The sequence below is a fragment of the Kineococcus auxinigenes genome (genome assembly GCF_050871525.1).
Lineage (GTDB): Bacteria > Actinomycetota > Actinomycetes > Actinomycetales > Kineococcaceae > Kineococcus.
Genome location: NZ_JBKBCT010000021.1, coordinates 33669 through 50603, shown reverse-complemented (window position 1 = coordinate 50603; position 16935 = coordinate 33669). Strand labels below are relative to the sequence as shown.

Below are 16935 nucleotides of genomic sequence, written 5' to 3'. Positions count from 1 at the left end.
CCCCCCCCCCCCGCCGGCCCCGCCCCCCCCCCCCCCCCCCCCCCCCCCCCCCCCCCCCCCCCCCCCCCCCCCCCCCCCCCCCCCCCCCCCCCCCCCCCCCCCCCCCCCCCCCCCCGCGAGGGGACGGTGGGGTGGCGCGGTGGGGTGAGGTCAGGGGCGGCGCCAGCGCAGGGTGGCGATCTGGAAGGGGCGCAGCTCGACGAGCGCGGCGCCGTCGCGCACCTCGCGCAGGGCGCGCGGTGCGTCCACGTCCCGCTCCAGCAGGTCGGTCTCGGTCACCGACGCGACGGCGAACGAGGGGCGGACCAGCGCGCGGGCGCGCCCGCCGTGGGCCTCGTAGAGCCGGACGACGACGTCGCCGCTGCGGTCCTCGGCGAGCTTGACCGCCTCGACGACCACCCCCTCCCCCTCCACCGCGAGCAGCGGCTCGACCGGCCCGGCACCGCGCACCTCGCGCAGCGGCAGGTTCAGCCGGTACCCCTCGCGCACCGCGTCGGGGATCTGCGCACCCGCGAGCAGCGAGGTGCGCAGGACGTGCCGGCCCTGGTCGGCGTCCGGGTCGGGGAACAGCGGAGCACGCAGCAGCGACAGGCGCACGGTCGTGGTGGTGCCCCCGTCGGGACGGGTGGCGCGGCCGGTGTCGTGCCCGTAGGTGGAGTCGTTCGCGACGGCCACGCCGTACCCGCTCTCCCCCACGTGCACCCACCGGTGCGCGCACGTCTCGAACCGCGCGGCGTCCCAGGAGGTGTTCGCGTGGGTGGGGCGCAGGACGTGCCCGAACTGGATCTCGGAGGCGGCGCGGTCGGCGTGCACGTCGAGCGGGAAGGCGAGCTTGAGGAGCTTCTGCCGCTCGTGCCAGTCGACGTCGAAGGACAGCTCGACGGCCGCGGAGCCCGCCGCGAGGGAGAGCACCTGCTCCACGCGCGAGTCCCCGAAGCGCCGCACGACGCGCACCGCGACGCGCTGCGGGGTGTCCTCCACCAGTTCCACGGACTCCGCGGCGGTGAGGTCGGTGGTGTGCCGGCGGTAGTGCTCGTCGACGTCCCAGGCGTCCCACTGCGTGGGGGTGTCGCGGTGCAGCTGCAGCAGGCCGCCGCGGGCGCCCGGAGCCAGGACCTCCCGCCCGGCGGTCAGGTCCAGCACCGAGGACAGCAGCCCGTCGCCGTCCACGACGACGCGGACGCGGCCGTTCTCCAGGACGAAGCCGCCCGCGGACGCCGACGCACGAGCACCGGCGCCCGGCTGCGGCGCACCGGCCCCCAGGGCGGCGACGCCCCGGCGCGCGAAGGGTGAGGCGTTGAACGCGACCACCTGCCCACCGTCGCCCGCCAGCGCGCCCAGGGACGCACCGATGAGCTCCTCCAGCTCCGCGGCCACCTCGGCGTAGCGGGCCTCGGCCTCCCGGTGCACCCACGCGATGGACGACCCCGGCAGGATGTCGTGGAACTGCTGCAGGAGCACGGTCTGCCACAGCCGTTCCAGCGCCTCGTGCGGGTAGTCCGCACCGCGCTGCACCGCGGCGGCAGCGGCCCACAGCTCGGCCTCGCGCAGCAGGTGCTCGCTGCGCCGGTTGCCGCGCTTGGTGCGCGCCTGGGAGGTGTAGGTGCCGCGGTGGAACTCCAGGTAGATCTCCCCGCTCCACACCGGCGGGTCGGGGTACTCCGCCTGCGCCTGCCGGAAGAAGTCGTGCGGGCCGGCGAGCTCCACGACGGGTGAGCCCTCCAGCGAGCGGGTGCGCGCCGCGGCGGCGAGCATCTCGCGGGTGGGGCCGCCACCGCCGTCGCCGTACCCGAAGGGCAGCAGCGAGCGGCGCGCCCGGCCCTTCTCGGCGAACTGCCGCTCGGCGCGGGCCAGGTCCTCCCCGCCCAGGTCGGAGTTGTAGGTGTCCGCGGGCGGGAAGTGGGTGAAGATGCGGGTGCCGTCGACGCCCTCCCACGCGAACGTGTGGTGCGGCATCCGGTTCACCTCGTTCCACGACGGCTTCTGGGTGAGGAACCAGCGGGCGCCGGCGGCCACGGCGATCTGCGGCAGGGCGGCGGTGTACCCGAAGGAGTCCGGCAGCCACACGTCCAGCGGCTCGACGCCGAGCTCCTCGGCGAAGAACCGCTTGCCCACGACGAACTGGCGGGCCAGCGCCTCCCCGCCGGGCATGTTGGTGTCGGACTCGACCCACATGCCGCCCACGGGCACGAAGCGGCCCTCGGCGACGCGCTTCTTGATCCGCTCGAACAGCTCCGGCTGGGCGTCGCGGACCCACGCGTACTGCTGGGCCGAGGAGCAGGCGAACACCAGGTCCGGGTCCTCGTCCATCAGCGCCAGCACGTTGGAGAACGTGCGCGCGCACTTGCGCGCCGTCTCCCGCGTCGGCCACAGCCACGCGGAGTCGATGTGGGCGTGCCCGACGGCGGTGACGCGGTGCGCGCTGGCCGACGCGGGCTGTGCCAGCACGCCGGCCAGCGCGGCGCGGCCGGCGGGCGCGGTGCCGGCCACGTCCCACGGGTCGACGGCGTCGACCGCGTCGTCCAGGGCGCGCAGCACCTCGGCTCGGCGCGTCGAGGACTCCGGCAGCTGGGCCAGCAGCCCGCGCAGCGTCCAGACGTCCTGCTGCAGCTCCCACACCTGCACGTCGAGCTCGGCGAGGTCCGCTCCCGCGAACCGGTACAGCGGGTCCGTGCCCGCCGTGGCGGGGTCGCCCAGCCGGGTGGGGGTGGCGAACACGCCGTCGCCGGAGACGTCCGGGTTCGAGGAGGCCTCCAGCAGGACCTCCACCGCACCGTCCGGGCCCGTCACCGCGGCCAGCGGCAGGTACCGGTTGCGCGGGTGCAGGCCCTTGAGGACCGTGCCGTCCGGGCGGTACGCAGTCGCCTCGGCCTGGAACCCCGGCTGCACGTCGGAGTAGCCGAGGTCCACGACGACCTCGGCGCGGGTGCCGGCACCGCCGAAGCCCTCCGGGGCGCGACCGGTCAGCCGGAACCACGTGGTGCCCCAGGGCCGCCCCCACGCGGTGCCCACCGCGAACGGCTCGTACGCCGCGGCCGCCGCCTCGGCGAACGGCACGGGCTCACCCGGCGCCACCCAGGCCGCGACCTGCAGCGGGACGCGCCGCCGGTACGTGGCGGGCTCGAGGCGCTCGCGCACGAAGCGCTCGACGCGCATCTCGACGAGGGCGGGGTTGACGTGCACGGGGCGGCTCCTGGGCGGTTCGGGGGTGGGGCGATCGGGGCGGCGGGGCGGCCGTTCGAGCGTGTCAGCCCTTGACGGAGCCCGCCAGGGCGAACGAGCCGCCGGCGAGGCGCTGGACGACGAGGTACAGGACCAGCACGGGCGTGGCGTAGAGGAGGGAGAACGCGGCGAGCTGACCGTAGGCGACAGCGCCGTTGGTGCCGAAGAACGTGTAGATCGACACGGCGGCGGGCTGGCGGGCGGGGTCGAGCAGCAGCACGAACGGGACGAAGAAGTTCCCCCACGCCTGGGTGAACACGAAGATGAACACCACGGCGATCCCCGGGCGCATGAGCGGCACGACGATGCGGCGCAGCGCGGTCATGGCGCTGGCCCCGTCCACCCAGGCCGCCTCCTCCAGCGACACGGGCACGCTGTCCATGAAGTTCTTCAGCATCCACACCGCCATCGGCAGCGAGGTGGCGGCGAGGAAGAGGACGGTGCCGGTCAGCGAGTCCAGCAGCCCCAGCGCGACGAACAGCGCGTACACCGGCACCATGATCGCCGTGATGGGCAGGCAGCTGCCGAAGAGGATGGCGTAGAGGAACGAGCGGTTGAAGCGCATGCGGTAGCGCGACAGCGGGTAGGCCGCCAGGGTCGCCACGGCGACCGTGACGAGCGCCGCGCCACCGGAGACGACCAGGGAGTTCCGCAGCGGCAGCAGCGTCAGCTCGTACGTCAGGACGTCTCGGAAGTTCTCCAGCGTGGGAGCGCCCGGCAGGGACACCGACACGGTGGCGTCGGGGTCCACCGAGGCCAGCACGATCCAGGCCAGCGGCACCAGGAAGACGACGCCCACGAGGAGCAGGGCGAGGTTCGCGGCGATGCTCGCTCCCCGCCGCTGCGGCGAGGTGACGTGCAGGCCGGGGCGCACCGGCGCCGCCGGTGGCACCGCGAGCACCGCGTCGGGCCGGGTGGTCGCTCCCGCACCGGCCATCAGTCCACCTCCGGCTTGAGCACTCGGACGTACACGGCGGCGAACACGGCGCCGACGACCAGGGTGACGACGGCGATGGCGGTGCCGTAGCCGACCTGGGCGAACTTGAACGCCTCCTGGAAGGCGAGCACCGGCAGCGTGGAGCTCTGCGTGCCGGGGCCTCCCCCGGTCATGACCCAGATGAGGGTGAAGACCCCGAGGGTCTGCAGGGTGGTGAGCATGAGGTTCGTGGAGATCGACCGGCGGATCATCGGCAGGGTGATGCGGAAGAAGCGCTGGGCGCCGCTGGCGCCGTCCAGGGACGCCGCCTCGGTGACGTCGGGCGGGACCTCCGACAGCGCCGCGCCGTAGACCATCATCGAGAAGGCGGTGCCGCGCCAGACGTTGGCCAGGACGACGGCCATCATCGGGAACGTGACCAGCCAGGCGGTGTCCCCGGCGCCGACCGCCCCCAGGACGGCGTTGAGGGTGCCGTCGGTGGAGAAGAACGCGTACAGCGCGAAAGCGGCGACGATCTCCGGCAGCACCCACGCGGTCACCACGAGGGCGCTGACGAACGAGCGCAGCGGGCCGAGGGCGACGCGCAGCAGCAGGGCGACGGCCATGCCGAGGACGTTCTGGCCGACCACCGCGGAGGCGATCACGAAGAACAGCGTCAGCCACGCGGACTGCCAGAACTCCCCGCTGGACAGGAGCTGCGCGTAGTTGTCCAGGCCGACGAACTGCGGGTCCGCAGCGCGGTAGCCGCTGAGGGCGGTGTTCGTCAGCGAGCCGTACAGCGCGTAGGCGATGGGCCCGGCGAGGAACACCAGCATGAGCGCGCAGGCCGGCAGCAGGGGCGCCAGCTTGACGATCGTGCCGGACCCGCGCCGGGCGGGGGTCCGCTCCGCCCGGCGCGGGCCGTGGGTGGTGACGGCGGTCGTCACGGTCAGCTCGCGGCCTGGGTGCGGTCCTCGCCGACGATGCCGACGAGCCCCTCGTCGTAGGCCTGGGCGGCCTCCTCCGGGCTCTGGCTGCCCGTGGCGACGGCCTCGGCGGCCACCTGGATGTTCGCGGAGATCTGCGAGTAGTCCGGGGTGGCGGGGCGGAAGTTCGTCACCGGGACGAGCGAGGAGAAGAACTCGAAGGACGGGTTGTACGCCAGGTACTCCGGGTCCTGGGCGACGTCCTTGCGCACCGCGATCTGGCTGTTCTCGGTGTCGTACTTCAGGGCGTTCTCGCGGTTCAGCGCGACCGTGATGAAGTCGAACGCGGCCTGGGGGTCGGCGGCCGTCGAGCCGACCGACAGGAGCCAGCCGCCGGACATCGAGGTGCGGCCGGGGTCCTGGCCGTTCTGCGTGGGCATGGCGGCGATGCCCATCGTCTGCTCCCACTCCGGCCACTCGTTCTCCCCGGAGATCCAGGCGCCGGGGAGCCAGGAACCGTCGATCGCCATGGCCAGCTCCCCCTGCGGGAGCAGTTCGGTGCTGATGCGCGCGCCGAGGGCCGCGTCGAGCATGAGGGAGGCGTCCGGTCCCAGGCCCTCGGAGTACACGGTGTCGTAGAAGCCGAGAGCGTCGCGGAACCCCTGGGACCCGGTGATCCACTTCTGGGTGTCGGCGTCGTAGAGCTCGTCACCGGTGCCGTACAGCAGCATCTCGAACCCCTGCATGGACGTCGCCTCGCCCGCGGCGCGGCCGGCGTAGACGTTCAGGGGGATGACGCCGGGCACGCGCTCCTTCACGGTGCGGGCGGCGGTCAGCACGTCGTCCCAAGTGGTGGGCTGCCAGTCGGTGGGCAGCCCGGCCTGCGCGAAGATCTGCTCGTTGAAGTAGATGCCGCGGGTGTCGGTGCCCATGGAGACCCCGTAGGTCTTGCCGTCGTCGCCGAGGCCCGCCTGCTTGGCGGTCTCGTCGAACTGCGGCCAGTCCTCCCACTCGGCGAGCATGTCGTCGACGGGCGCCAGGTAACCGGCGGCGGCGTCGGAGCGGACCTGGAAGCTGTCCTCGTAGATGACGTCGGGCGCTGTGGACGGCGAGCGGTTCATCAGGGCCAGCTTGGTGAAGTACTGGTCCTGCTCGGCCTCGATGGGGACCAGTTCGACGGTCCTGCCCTCGTTCGCCGCCTCGTACTCGGTCTTGGCCTTCTCGAGGACGTCCTCGAGCTGGGTGAACTGGGCCGTCCGCTGGTAGGCGACCCGGATGGTGCCGTCGTCGTCACCGCCGCTGCTCGCTCCCCCGCACGCCGTCAGTGCGAGGGTCGCGGCCGCGGCCGTCGCGAGGAAGTGCCGTCTGCGCGCCATGGTGCTCCTCCACGTGCCACGGGGTCGCCGTCGACCCGTCACGGAGTATGTAAATCAATTGGACTTGCTCTCGTCAAGAGCTGACGAGCAACACCGAGGAACGAGGGCTGAACGCGTCGTCCAGCACCAGGCAGGCGGCGCCCACGGCGGCCACGTCGCGCCCCACCCGGGTGCCCCGCAGCTGCACAGCGTGCAGCGGTGCCGCCACCTCCCGCGCCCGCACCAACGGGGGCACCACCTCCAGGAAGCGCCGTTCCAGCCGCGGCCACAGCGGCCCGCCGAAGACGACGAGGTCCAGGTCCAGGAGGTTCTGCACCCCCGAGACCGCGCGCGCCACGCGGGCGGCCGCGGCGTCGACGACCGCGACGGCCGCGGGCACCCCCTCGTCGGCGAGCCGGCACACCTCCCCCAGCGCCCGGTCGACGCCGAGCTCGCCGTCCAGCGGCCACGGCCCCAGCCCGGCCGCCTGCGCCTGCAGCACCAGCGAGCGCGTCGCGTTTCGCTCGCCCAGGCAGCCGCGCTGCCCGCACTCGCACACCGGTCCCACGCCGTCCGCGGCCAGGTGCCCGACCTCGCCGGCGTTGCCCGAGGACCCGCGCAGCACCTCCCCGCGCAGCACCAGCCCGGTGCCGATCCCGGTGCCGAGGTAGAAGAACGCGAAGCTGCCCGTCGGCCCCGCGCCGCCGGCCCACATCTCGGCGACGGCGGCGGCGACGACGTCCTTGTCGAGCAGCACGGGCAGCCCGGTGGCCTCGGCCAGGGCGCGGCGCACCGGCACGCGCGCCCACCCGGGCAGGTTCGGGGCGCCCACCACGTCCCCTGCCGGCCCGTCGACGGGGCCGGGCACCGCGACGCCCAGACCCGCGAGGCGCTCGGCCGGCACCCCGGAGGCCGCCACGGTGGCCGCGACCTCCGCCGCGACCAGCGCCAGCGTCTCCTCCGGCGGGGCCTCCGGCGCCAGCGGGGCGTCGGAGCGGGCGACGACCCCGCCGCGCAGGTCCAGCACCACGGTGGTCACCACGACCGGGTCCAGGTGCACCCCGACGGCGTAGCGGCCCGAGGGCGCCAGCTGCAGCATCGTGCGGGGCTTGCCCGGCCCCCCGCCCTGCTTGCCGGCCTCCACGACGAGCCCCTGCTCCAGCAGGTGCCGGCAGATGTTGGAGACCGTCTGCGCCGACAGGCCCGTCAGGGCGGCCAGCTCCACGCGGCTGAGGCCCTCGGCGTGCCGGCGCACGGCGTCCAGGACGACGACCCGGTTGTAGTCCCCGACGCGGGGCAGGTTCGATCCGCGGCGCACCGCGGCGGGACGGGGAGGTGCTGCCACCGCGTCAGGGTGCCACGGCCGGCGGCCGGCCGAGCGAGCCCGCACGGCGGGCGGGCAGCGCCGCCAGGTGCAGCAGGCTGTACCCCCGGTGCGGGAGCCAGCGCCATCGACCGCCCCCTCGGCCCTGCCTAGCGTCTGTGGCACCGCGGACGCCGAGCTCCGCGGGACCATCGACGAGAGGAACCACGCCCGTGCCCACCACCACCGTCGGCACCGAGAACAGCGCCCCGGTCGAGCTGCACTACGAGGACCACGGCACCGGCCAGCCCGTCGTGCTCATCCACGGCTACCCCCTGGACGGGGACTCGTGGGAGAAGCAGCAGCCGGCGCTGCTGCGGGCCGGCTACCGGGTCATCACCTACGACCGGCGCGGTTTCGGCCGCTCCAGCCGCCCCACCACCGGTTACGACTACGACACCTTCGCCGCCGACCTGGACGCACTGCTGACCGCCCTCGACCTGCGCGACGTCGTGCTCGTGGGTTTCTCCATGGGTTCCGGCGAGGTGACGCGCTACCTGGGGCGGTACGGCTCCGAGCGGGTCGCGAAGGTCGCGCTGCTGGCCTCGCTGCAGCCCTTCCTGCTGAAGACCGACGACAACCCCACCGGGGTGGACGGGACGGTCTTCGAGGGCGTCCTGGACGCCGTGACCGCTGACCGGTACGCGTACTTCGAGGCCTTCCTCGCGGACTTCTACAACCTCGACCGGACGCTGGGCGAGCGGATCAGCCAGGCCGCGGTGGACGCCAGCCGGGCGGTGGCCGTCGCCTCCTCGCCGCACGCCGCCTCAGCGTGCGTGCCGACGTGGCTCACCGACTTCCGCGAGGACCTGCTGAAGTTCGACGTTCCGCTGCTGGTCCTGCACGGCACGGAGGACCGGATCCTGCCGATCGACGCCACCGCCCGCCAGACGCTGCGGCAGCTGCCCTCGGCGACGTACGTGGAGGTCGAGGGCGCTCCGCACGGGCTGCTGTGGACCCACCACCAGGAGGTCACCGAGGCGCTGCTGGAATTCCTGGGCGAGCCGGCGCCGGCCGCCTGAGCGGCGCGCGGGTGTCCTCGCCGTGCTCCGCCGCGGTGGCTCGACAACGCCACGACGGGGCCGGGACCATGCCGGCGTGGACGACGCGCTGACCGCGACCGGCCGCTGGCAGGGGCACCTGCGCGGCTTCCGGTTCCTCGTGGACGGCACCGGCACCGCGCTGGCGGCCGGTGCCCTGCTGGTGGCGCTGGCCGTCTGCGCGGCTCTGGTCGTCACCTGGCCCCTGGTGCCGCACCTGCTGCGCGCGGTCGGCGCGCTGGCCGAGTTCGAGCGGCGGCGCACCGGCCGCCACCTGGGGCACCCGCCGCCGGCGCACGCCGCGCTCGCCGGCGCGCTGCCGGTTCCCGCGGTGCGCCGCGACCTCGGTTGGCTGGTGCTGCACGCCACCGTCGGCACGCTGGCCGGGGTCGCCGCCCTGAGCGCACCGATCGGGCTCGTGCAGAACCTCGCCCTGGCCGCCGCGTGGCCGTTGCTCCCCGGCACCGTGTCCACGCTGAACACGCCGGTGGCCTCGTGGGGGCAGGCGGGGCTGACGGTCCTGATCGCCGCCGGGTACGCCGCCGCCGGCTTCCTCGTCGTCCCGCTCCTGGCGCGCGGGTACCTGCGCCTGAGCTCCGCCCGCCTGGCGCCGCCGCCCACGGCGCTGGCCCAGCGGCTGGCGCAGGTCACCGCCACCAGGGCCGCGGCCGTCGACGCCCACGCCGCGGAGCTGCGGCGCATCGAGCGCGACCTGCACGACGGCGTCCAGAACCGCGTCGTGGCCGTGGCGATGCACCTGGGCATCGCCGAGCGCGCGCTCGGGCGCGACCCGTCCGCCGCGCTGCCCGTCGTCCTGGCGGCGCGCACCGCTGCCGAGGAGGCGCTGGCGGAGCTGCGGGGCGTGGTGCGCAGCATCTACCCGCCGGCCCTGGCCGACCGGGGGCTCGCCGGTTCCGTGGCCGGCCTGGCGGCGCACAGCCCCGTGCCGTGCAGCGTGCGGGAAGAACCGCTGCCCGCAGTGGCGGCCGCCGTGGCCTCGGCGGCCTACTTCACCGTGGCCGAGGCGCTGACGAACACCGCCAAGCACAGCCGCGCCACGCGGGTGCGGGTGCACCTGCGCGCCGACGCGGGGCGGCTGGTGGTGGAGGTCCAGGACGACGGCGCGGGGGGCGCCGACGAGCGTGCGGGCACCGGGCTGGACGGCGTCCGGCGCCGCGTCGAGGCCCTGGACGGCACGATGTCGCTGCACAGCCCGCCCGGGGGGCCCACCACGGTCCACGTCACCCTGCCCACGTGGGCGTGACGCGCCGCCGGGCTCAGCCCGGCCGCTCCAGGTAGCGCAGCACGGCGATGACGCGCCGGTCGCTGTCGTCGGTGGGTGCCAGGTCCAGCTTGGCGAAGATGGCGCGGACGTGCTTGTGGACGGCCCCCTCGGTGACGACCAGCCGCCGCGCGATCGCACCGTTGCCCAGCCCCTCCGCCATCAGGGCCAGCACCTCCCGTTCCCGCGGGGTCAGCCGGTCCAGGCCCCGGTCGCCGTGCACGCGGGTCAGCAGCTGGGCGACGACCTCGGGGTCGACGGCCGTGCCTCCCGCCGCCACGCGCTGCAGGGCGTCGAGGAACTCCCGGACGTGGCCGACGCGCTCCTTGAGCAGGTACCCCAGCCCGCCCGCCCCGCCCGCCAGGAGCTCGGTCGCGAAGGTCTGCTCGACGTGGGCGGACAGAACCAGCACCGCCAGGGCGGGGTGGCGCCGCCGCGCCTCGACGGCTGCGAGGATCCCCTCGTCGGTGAAGGTGGGGGGCATGCGCACGTCGACGACGGCCACCTCGGGCCGGTGCTCGTCGACGGCCGCCGAGAACTGCGCGGCGGTGCCGGTGGTGGCCACCACGTCGAGGGACTCCGCGCGCAGCAGCAGCGCCAGCCCTTCGCGCAGCAGCGCGTCGTCCTCAGCGATGACGATCCGCACGCCGACCCCCCGCCCCTGATCGCCCGTCGGTGACGACGCCCTCCAGCAGTTCCAGCGCCTCGCGCGCCCAGTCCGCACGGGCCCGGGCGGCGTGCCGGCCCGCCGAGACGGTCAGCAGGCGGAACACACCGCGGGTGGCGAAGTCGGGTTCCCGCTCGATCTCGGCGCGCAGCTCGTCGTAGTGCTCACAGGCCCGCTCCGCCCCGGTCAGGGCCTCGGTGAGCCAGGTGCGCACGAGCGCGGGCTCGACGTGGTGGCCGAAGAACAGGCGCAGCAGCAGCGGGTCGCGCGGAGGGGGCTGGGAGAAGGGCTGGGCGAGGAGTTCGCGCAGCCGCTCCCGGCCGGCCGCGGTCAGGTGGAAGACGTTGCCGGAGCGGCCGGTCGGCTGATCCCCATCAGGTTCGCGCTCGAGCAGCCCCTCCTCCTCCAGGGCTGCCAGCGCCGGGTAGACCTGCCCGAAGCTCTCCTGCCAGAAGTGCCCGAGCGTCTGCACGATCTCGGCGCGCAGTCGGTAGCCCGTCATGGGCTCGATCGACAGGGCGCCGAGCACGGCCAGCTGCGTCTGCGAGGTCCTCGCCACCCCTTGAGGGTATCTGACAGATACCCTATCTTCCAGACATGTCATCCGCCGCGCTTCCGCTCCCCCGTCCCGGCCGGTCGGCCGTCGCCGCCTGCGCCCTGTGCGGCGGCGTGGCCGCGTTCCAGGTCGCGCTCGCCGCGGGCGCACCGTGGGGCGCCGCCGCCTGGGGCGGGACGAACCCCGGCGTCCTGCCGCCCGGGCTGCGCGCGGCCAGCGCGGGTTCCGCGCTCGCCTACGCGCTGCTGGCCGCGACGGCCGGTTCGCGGGTCGTTCCCGACCGTGCGCGGCGCCGGGTCCTCACCGGCGCAGCCGGCCTGATGGTCGTGGGCGCGGCGCTGAACCTCGCCTCACCCTCGGCCGTCGAGCGGGCGCTGTGGACGCCCGTGGCCGCCACGCTGACCGTGCTGCTGTGGCGGTCGAGACGGCTCTGACCGTGCTCAGTCCCGCACGACGAACGGGTCCACCGACGACCCGTCCCGCATCGAGCTCTTCTCGATCACCGAGAACTCCCCGTCGGCCTGCAGCACCACGGCGGCCACGCCCTGCAGCGATCCCAGGCCGTTCTCGCGGGCGGCGGAGTGGATGTCGGCCTCGGTGAAGCGGTGCCGGCGCATCGTCCCGCGCACGAACTCGCCGTCGTGGAACAGCAGGACCGGGCTCGTCGCGACCAGCCTGTTCACGGCACCGGAGCGGTGGCGCAGGAACGCCATCACCCACTGCAGCACCACCAGCAGGGTGAAGACCACCAGGGCCGTGGCCAGCGAGGTGTCGCTCGAGGTGAGCACCCGGCCGAAGGCCGATCCCAGGGTCACCGTCAGGACGAAGTCGAACGGGGTCATCTTCGCCATGTTGCGGGGCCCGCTGATCCGCAGGATCCCCACGATCCAGACGTAGCCGAGCGTGCCGACGACCAGCGCCCGCACGATCGGGGCCCAGCCGTCCCACCAGAGCGTCACACCGTCCATGCCCGCCACCGTGCCACGGTGACCGGGCACCCGCGCGGTGGCCGGAGGAGCGCTCTCGGCCACCGCGGAGCGGTGACGGCGTCCTCAACCCTGCCGCTGCAGCGCTTCCACGAGCAGTTCCGCCAGGTGCTTCGGGCGCACCCCGGCGAGGTTGTCGGACTGGGTGCGGCAGGAGTACCCGTCGGCCACGACCACCGCGTCCGGGTCCCCCTCGATCCCGCGCAGGGCCGGCAGCAACCGGTGCTCGGCGACCTTCACCGAGACGTCGTAGTGCCCGTCCTCGGCGCCGAAGTTCCCGGCCAGGCCGCAGCAGCCGGACAGGACCTGCGCGTCCACGCCCGCCTTGGCGAGCAGCGCGGCGTCGGGCGCGAAACCCATGACGGCGTGCTGGTGGCAGTGCGGCTGCACCACGGCCCGCACGTCCCCGTCGGGGTCCAGGCGCGGCGGCACCCACTCGGGCCGCTGCTCGGCGATGAGCTCGGCGAGCGTCTTGACGCGGGACTTCAGCGCGTGGGCGCGCGGGTCGCCCGGCAGCAGTTCCGCGGCGTCCTCGCGCAGCAGCGCGGTGCAGGACGGTTCCAGGCCGACGACCGGCGCGTCGGCGGGCAGGCCGGGAGCGCTGAGGGCGTCCAGGGAGGCGCGCAACTGCTTCTTCGCGCCGTCGAGCTGGCCGGTGGAGACCCACGTCAGCCCGCAGCAGACCTTCTCGGTGGTGATGGAGACGTCGAAACCCAGGTGCTCCAGCAGCGTCACCGCGGCCCGGCCGACCTCCGGGGAGAAGTGCTCGGTGAAGGAGTCCACCCACAGCACGACCGGCTGCCCGCCGGTGCGCGCGGGACGGCGCCCGAACCACCCGCGGAACGTCTGCTCGGCGAACTTCGGCAGCGGCCGCTCCTGCGCGATGCCGCCGACGCGCTTGGCCAGCGCGGCCAGGGCGGGCACGCCGGTGAGGGCGTTGACGAGCTTCGTCTCGAAGCGGTGCAGCGTGGCCAGCCTCGACCAGCGCGGCAGCCAGCCGAGCAGGTAGTGGTTCATCGGCCGCAACCGGCCCGCGTAGTGCTTGTCGAGGAACTCCGCCTTGTACGTGGGCATGTCCACGCCGGCGGGGCAGTCCACGGTGCAGCCCTTGCAGGACAGGCACAGGTCCAGGACCTCGTGGACCTCCTGCGAGCGCCAGCCGTCGGTGACGAGGGTGCCGTTGGCCATCTCCTGCAGCAGCCGGGCGCGCCCGCGCGTGGAGTCCTTCTCGTCGCCGGTGGCCAGGAAGCTGGGGCACATGACGCCGCCGGAGTCGGCGCGGCACTTGCCCACGCCGACGCAGCGGTGCACGGCGCGGGTGAGGTCGCCGCCGTCGTGGGAGTAGGCGAACTTCAGCGGCATCCCGAGGGCGTGGGCGGGGCGGGCGGCGGGCACGCGCAGGTCGGCGTCGACCGGTGCCGGGCGCACGAGCACGCCCGGGTTGAGCAGGTCGGCGGGGTCGAAGGCGCGCTTGACCTCCTCGAACGCGGCGACGGACTCCGCGTCGTACATCAGCGGCAGCAGAGCGCCGCGGGCGCGGCCGTCGCCGTGCTCACCGGACAGCGAGCCGCCGTGCTTCGCGACGAGGCGCGCGGCGTCCTCCAGGAACGCGCGGGTGCGCTGCGCGCCGCCGTCGTCGTAGAGGGGGAAGTCGATGCGCACGTGGATGCAGCCGTCGCCGAAGTGCCCGTACGCCAGGCCGTCGACGCCGTGCGAGGCCATCAGCGCGTCGAACTCGCGCAGGTACCGCCCCAGCTTCTCCGGCGGGACGGCGGCGTCCTCCCAGCCGGGCCAGGCGGGCTGGCCCTCCGGGGAGCGCCCGGCCAGGCCGGCGCCGTCCTCGCGGATGCGCCACAGCTTGCGGGCGTCGGCGGCGGTGGGGATGACGACGGAGTCCAGCGCGGCGGAGTCGGCGACCATCGCGCGGGCGGCGGCCAGGGACTCCTCGGCGCTCTCCCCGCCCATCTCCACGAACAGCCAGCCGTCGCCGGTGGGCAGCCCGTCGACGGAGCCGCCGCGGCGCACCACGGCGTCGGCCAGGCGGCGGTCGATGCCCTCCACCGCGAGCGGGTGGTGGGTCAGCAGGGCGGGGGTGGCGTCGGCGGCCTCGTGCATGGAGCGGTAGCCGAGGACGACGAAGGTCGTGGACGGCGACTGCCGCACGAGCCGGACGCGGGCGCGCAGGATCGTCGCCAGGGTGCCCTCGGAACCGGTGAGGAGGCGGGCCAGGGCGGTCCCGCGCGGACCGCCGGTCTCCGGCAGCAGGTGCTCCAGCGCGTACCCGGACACCTGCCGGCCGAACGTGCCGAACCCGGTGCGGATCGTGGCCAGGTGGCGGCCGGCCACCGCCTCCAGCTCGCCCAGCAGGTCCGCGGGCGGCTCGTCCGTCCAGAACCGGCGCCCGTGCCCGTCGAGGACCTCCAGCGCGAGCACGTTGTGGCTGGTGCGGCCGTAGGCGAGGGCGTGCGAGCCGCAGGCGTCGTTGCCGATCATGCCGCCGACGGTGCAGCGGGCGTGGGTGGAGGGGTCCGGGCCGAAGCGCAGGCCGTGCGGGGCGGCCTCGCGCTGCAGGTCGTCGAGGATCACGCCCGGCTCGATGAGCGCGGTGGCGCCCTCCGCGTCGATCTCCAGGACGCGGTTCAGGTGCCGGGAGAAGTCCAGGACGACGCCGGTGCCCACCGCGTTGCCCGCCACGGAGGTCCCCGCCCCCCGGCTGGTGAACGGCACGCCCAGTTCGCGGCAGACGGCGAACACGGCCTCGACGTCCTCGATCGAGCGGGGGAAGACGACGACCTGCGGCACGACGCGGTAGTTCGAGGCGTCGGTCGTGTACTCGGCGCGGCGGCGGGTGGAGGCGTCCACGACGCCGGAGCCGGCAGGGGTGCCGAGCGCGGCGGCGAGGCGGTCCGCGAGCCGGGCGGCGGCCCCCTCGTCGGTGGCGGGTGCCGGGGCGGCGCCGGTCACCGGGGCGGGGTCGGTCATCGTCACGGCACCAGTGTGACGCCTCGCGGAGACGTTCCCGGCCGCCGCCCGCCGGTGTGGTCACCACCACACCCGGAACTACGCGAAGGCGTACTCTCGTTCAAGAAGTCCCGCCGATGCTTGACGACCAGCGTCGCAGATCCGTACTTTTGATGCGTGACCGGGTCCGCGGAGGGGCGGGAGCCGACCGTCTCCGACAAGCTCGACGAGGTCCTCGCGCTGCTGCGCGCGGGTGCCGGCGGCGTGCGGGCGGGCCCGGACGGCGAGCGGTTCTGGGCCCTGGAGGGCCTGCGCGGACGGGTCGGCGAGGACGGCGGCGTGCTGATGGCCGGCACGGTGCGCCTGCCGGGGGACCTGGCGTACGAGTGGCAGCAGGGGTCGACGACCGAGGCGCTGCTGGAGGCCGACTGGTCGGCGCGCGCCGGTGCCCTGGACGCCCTGGCCCACCCCGTGCGGCTGCTGCTGGTGCAGCACGTGCTGCGCGGCACCACCTCCACCGGGGAGCTGTCGCGCCTGGAGGGCGTGGGCACCACCGGGCAGCTGCACCACCACCTGCGCCAGCTCGTCGCCGCCGGCTGGCTGCGCAGCACCGGCCGCGGCCGCTACGAGGTGCCCGCCCCGCGCGTGGTGCCCCTGCTCGTCCTGCTGCTGGCCGCCGAGCGCTGAAGAAGCACCCCCGAAACCCCGACCCCTGCGTGGAGGCCGACGTGAGCCCTCGAACCCCTCCCCCGCTGCGCACCACCGGCTCCGCCCCCGCGCTGCCCGGGCGGGTGCGGGCGCTGGCCCGGCTGCGCGGCGCCGCGAACCGCGGGCTGTGCCTGCTCGTCGTCGCGCTGGTGGCGCTGGAGGTGCTGCCCGGGCCGGGGGTGCCGCTGGCGCTGGAGCCGCTCGTGGTGCCCGCCCTGGTCGTGCTCGTCGTCCTCGTGGTGGTGCTGACGGTGTTCGGGGGCGGCCCCCGGCCGCCCGCGCGGCTGATCGGCCCGGTCGTCACCGGGCGCTGGCAGGCGCTGTCCACGCCCGCCGACCGCGTGCCCAGCCACGGCACCCACGGCTACGGGCAGACCTACGCCGTGGACCTGCTCGCCGACCCGGCCGACGGTTCCCGGCCGCCGTTCGGCGTCGGCGGTGGTCTCCTGCCGCCGCAGCGGTTCCCCGCGTTCGGTCAGCCGGTCCTCGCCGGTTCCGGCGGGCGGGTGGTGCGCGCCTCCGGCCGGGCCCGCGACCACCGCTCCCGCAACAGCTGGCTGGCGCTGCCGTTCCTGTTCCTGGAGGGCGCGCTGCGGGACCTGGTCAGCTGGCGGCTCGTCGTCGGCAACCACGTCGTCGTGGACCACGGCGACGGCAGTTTCGCCTGCTACGCACACCTGCGCCGCGGGTCGCTGCGGGTGCGTCCCGGCGACGCGGTCAGGGCCGGGGACGTGCTCGGGGAGTGCGGGAACTCGGGGAACTCCAGCGAACCCCACCTGCACCTGCAGCTCATGGACCGGCCGAGCCCCGCGCTGGCCGCGGGGATCCCGTTCGCCTTCACCGGCACCGTGCTGGAGGCGGCCGAGGGCGGTGCCGGGCAGGACGACGGGCGCGGAGTGGTTCCCGGCCGCGGGCAGCGTTTCAGCGCCACGGCCGCCGCTCCGCGGTAGGAC

The 16935-nt window shown here is 75.0% G+C and carries 14 protein-coding genes; 5 read left to right on the top strand and 9 right to left on the bottom strand.

The genetic code is table 11. The features are described from left to right. Positions 1–150 precede the first annotated feature (150 nt). The 5 genes from ACRYR9_RS08460 to ACRYR9_RS08440 form a co-directional block, all read right to left on the bottom strand. The gene (locus ACRYR9_RS08460; protein WP_432494743.1) at positions 151–3183 is read right to left on the bottom strand and encodes an alpha-mannosidase; all 3033 of its coding nucleotides are present in this window, start codon (positions 3181–3183) and stop codon (positions 151–153) included. Positions 3184–3247: 64 nt separating this feature from the next. After that, a complete protein-coding gene (locus tag ACRYR9_RS08455) occupies positions 3248–4159 on the bottom strand; it encodes a carbohydrate ABC transporter permease (RefSeq protein WP_432494741.1) in 912 nt (303 codons plus the stop codon). Further along, positions 4159–5091 (bottom strand): carbohydrate ABC transporter permease, encoded by a 933-nt coding sequence (locus tag ACRYR9_RS08450; RefSeq protein ID WP_432494753.1) that lies wholly within the window; start codon positions 5089–5091, stop codon positions 4159–4161. The genes ACRYR9_RS08455 and ACRYR9_RS08450 overlap by 1 nt, the downstream gene beginning before the upstream one ends. Beyond that, complete coding sequence (locus ACRYR9_RS08445) at positions 5088–6440, bottom strand: extracellular solute-binding protein (RefSeq protein ID WP_432494739.1); 1353 nt, start codon at positions 6438–6440, stop codon at positions 5088–5090. Before ACRYR9_RS08445 ends, ACRYR9_RS08450 begins: the two co-directional genes overlap by 4 nt. Before the next feature lie 73 nt (positions 6441–6513). Next, entirely contained in the window at positions 6514–7764 is a 1251-nt protein-coding gene (locus tag ACRYR9_RS08440) for an ROK family transcriptional regulator (protein ID WP_432494737.1), read from the bottom strand. A 191-nt stretch (positions 7765–7955) separates the two neighbouring features. Here ACRYR9_RS08440 and ACRYR9_RS08435 point away from each other — a divergent pair, with 191 nt between their 5' ends. Together ACRYR9_RS08435 and ACRYR9_RS08430 are read left to right on the top strand one after the other, a co-directional pair. Next, entirely contained in the window at positions 7956–8804 is an 849-nt protein-coding gene (locus tag ACRYR9_RS08435; RefSeq protein ID WP_432494735.1) for an alpha/beta fold hydrolase, read from the top strand. 76 nt (positions 8805–8880) lie between these two features. Beyond that, complete coding sequence (locus ACRYR9_RS08430) at positions 8881–10086, top strand: sensor histidine kinase (RefSeq protein ID WP_432494733.1); 1206 nt, start codon at positions 8881–8883, stop codon at positions 10084–10086. A 13-nt stretch (positions 10087–10099) separates the two neighbouring features. Here the strand turns inward: ACRYR9_RS08430 and ACRYR9_RS08425 are convergent, their stop codons facing one another. Continuing rightward, positions 10100–10750 (bottom strand): response regulator, encoded by a 651-nt coding sequence (locus tag ACRYR9_RS08425; protein ID WP_432494731.1) that lies wholly within the window; start codon positions 10748–10750, stop codon positions 10100–10102. Beyond that, the gene (locus ACRYR9_RS08420; RefSeq protein ID WP_432494729.1) at positions 10731–11330 is read right to left on the bottom strand and encodes a PadR family transcriptional regulator; all 600 of its coding nucleotides are present in this window, start codon (positions 11328–11330) and stop codon (positions 10731–10733) included. The genes ACRYR9_RS08425 and ACRYR9_RS08420 overlap by 20 nt, the downstream gene beginning before the upstream one ends. 38 nt (positions 11331–11368) lie before the next feature. Here ACRYR9_RS08420 and ACRYR9_RS08415 point away from each other — a divergent pair, with 38 nt between their 5' ends. Next, entirely contained in the window at positions 11369–11761 is a 393-nt protein-coding gene (locus ACRYR9_RS08415) for a hypothetical protein (protein ID WP_432494727.1), read from the top strand. 6 nt (positions 11762–11767) lie between these two features. Here the strand turns inward: ACRYR9_RS08415 and ACRYR9_RS08410 are convergent, their stop codons facing one another. After that, a complete protein-coding gene (locus ACRYR9_RS08410; RefSeq protein WP_432494725.1) occupies positions 11768–12295 on the bottom strand; it encodes a DUF421 domain-containing protein in 528 nt (175 codons plus the stop codon). 84 nt (positions 12296–12379) lie between these two features. Continuing rightward, positions 12380–15295, bottom strand: a complete 2916-nt coding sequence (locus tag ACRYR9_RS08405; protein ID WP_432494751.1) for an FAD-binding and (Fe-S)-binding domain-containing protein — start codon at positions 15293–15295, stop codon at positions 12380–12382. A 156-nt stretch (positions 15296–15451) separates the two neighbouring features. On the opposite strand from ACRYR9_RS08405, the gene ACRYR9_RS08400 reads away from it, so the two are divergent. Together ACRYR9_RS08400 and ACRYR9_RS08395 are read left to right on the top strand one after the other, a co-directional pair. Continuing rightward, positions 15452–15961, top strand: a complete 510-nt coding sequence (locus ACRYR9_RS08400) for an ArsR/SmtB family transcription factor (protein WP_432494723.1) — start codon at positions 15452–15454, stop codon at positions 15959–15961. 41 nt (positions 15962–16002) lie between these two features. After that, positions 16003–16932, top strand: a complete 930-nt coding sequence (locus ACRYR9_RS08395; protein WP_432494721.1) for a M23 family metallopeptidase — start codon at positions 16003–16005, stop codon at positions 16930–16932. The last annotated feature ends 3 nt before the right edge of the window (positions 16933–16935 follow it).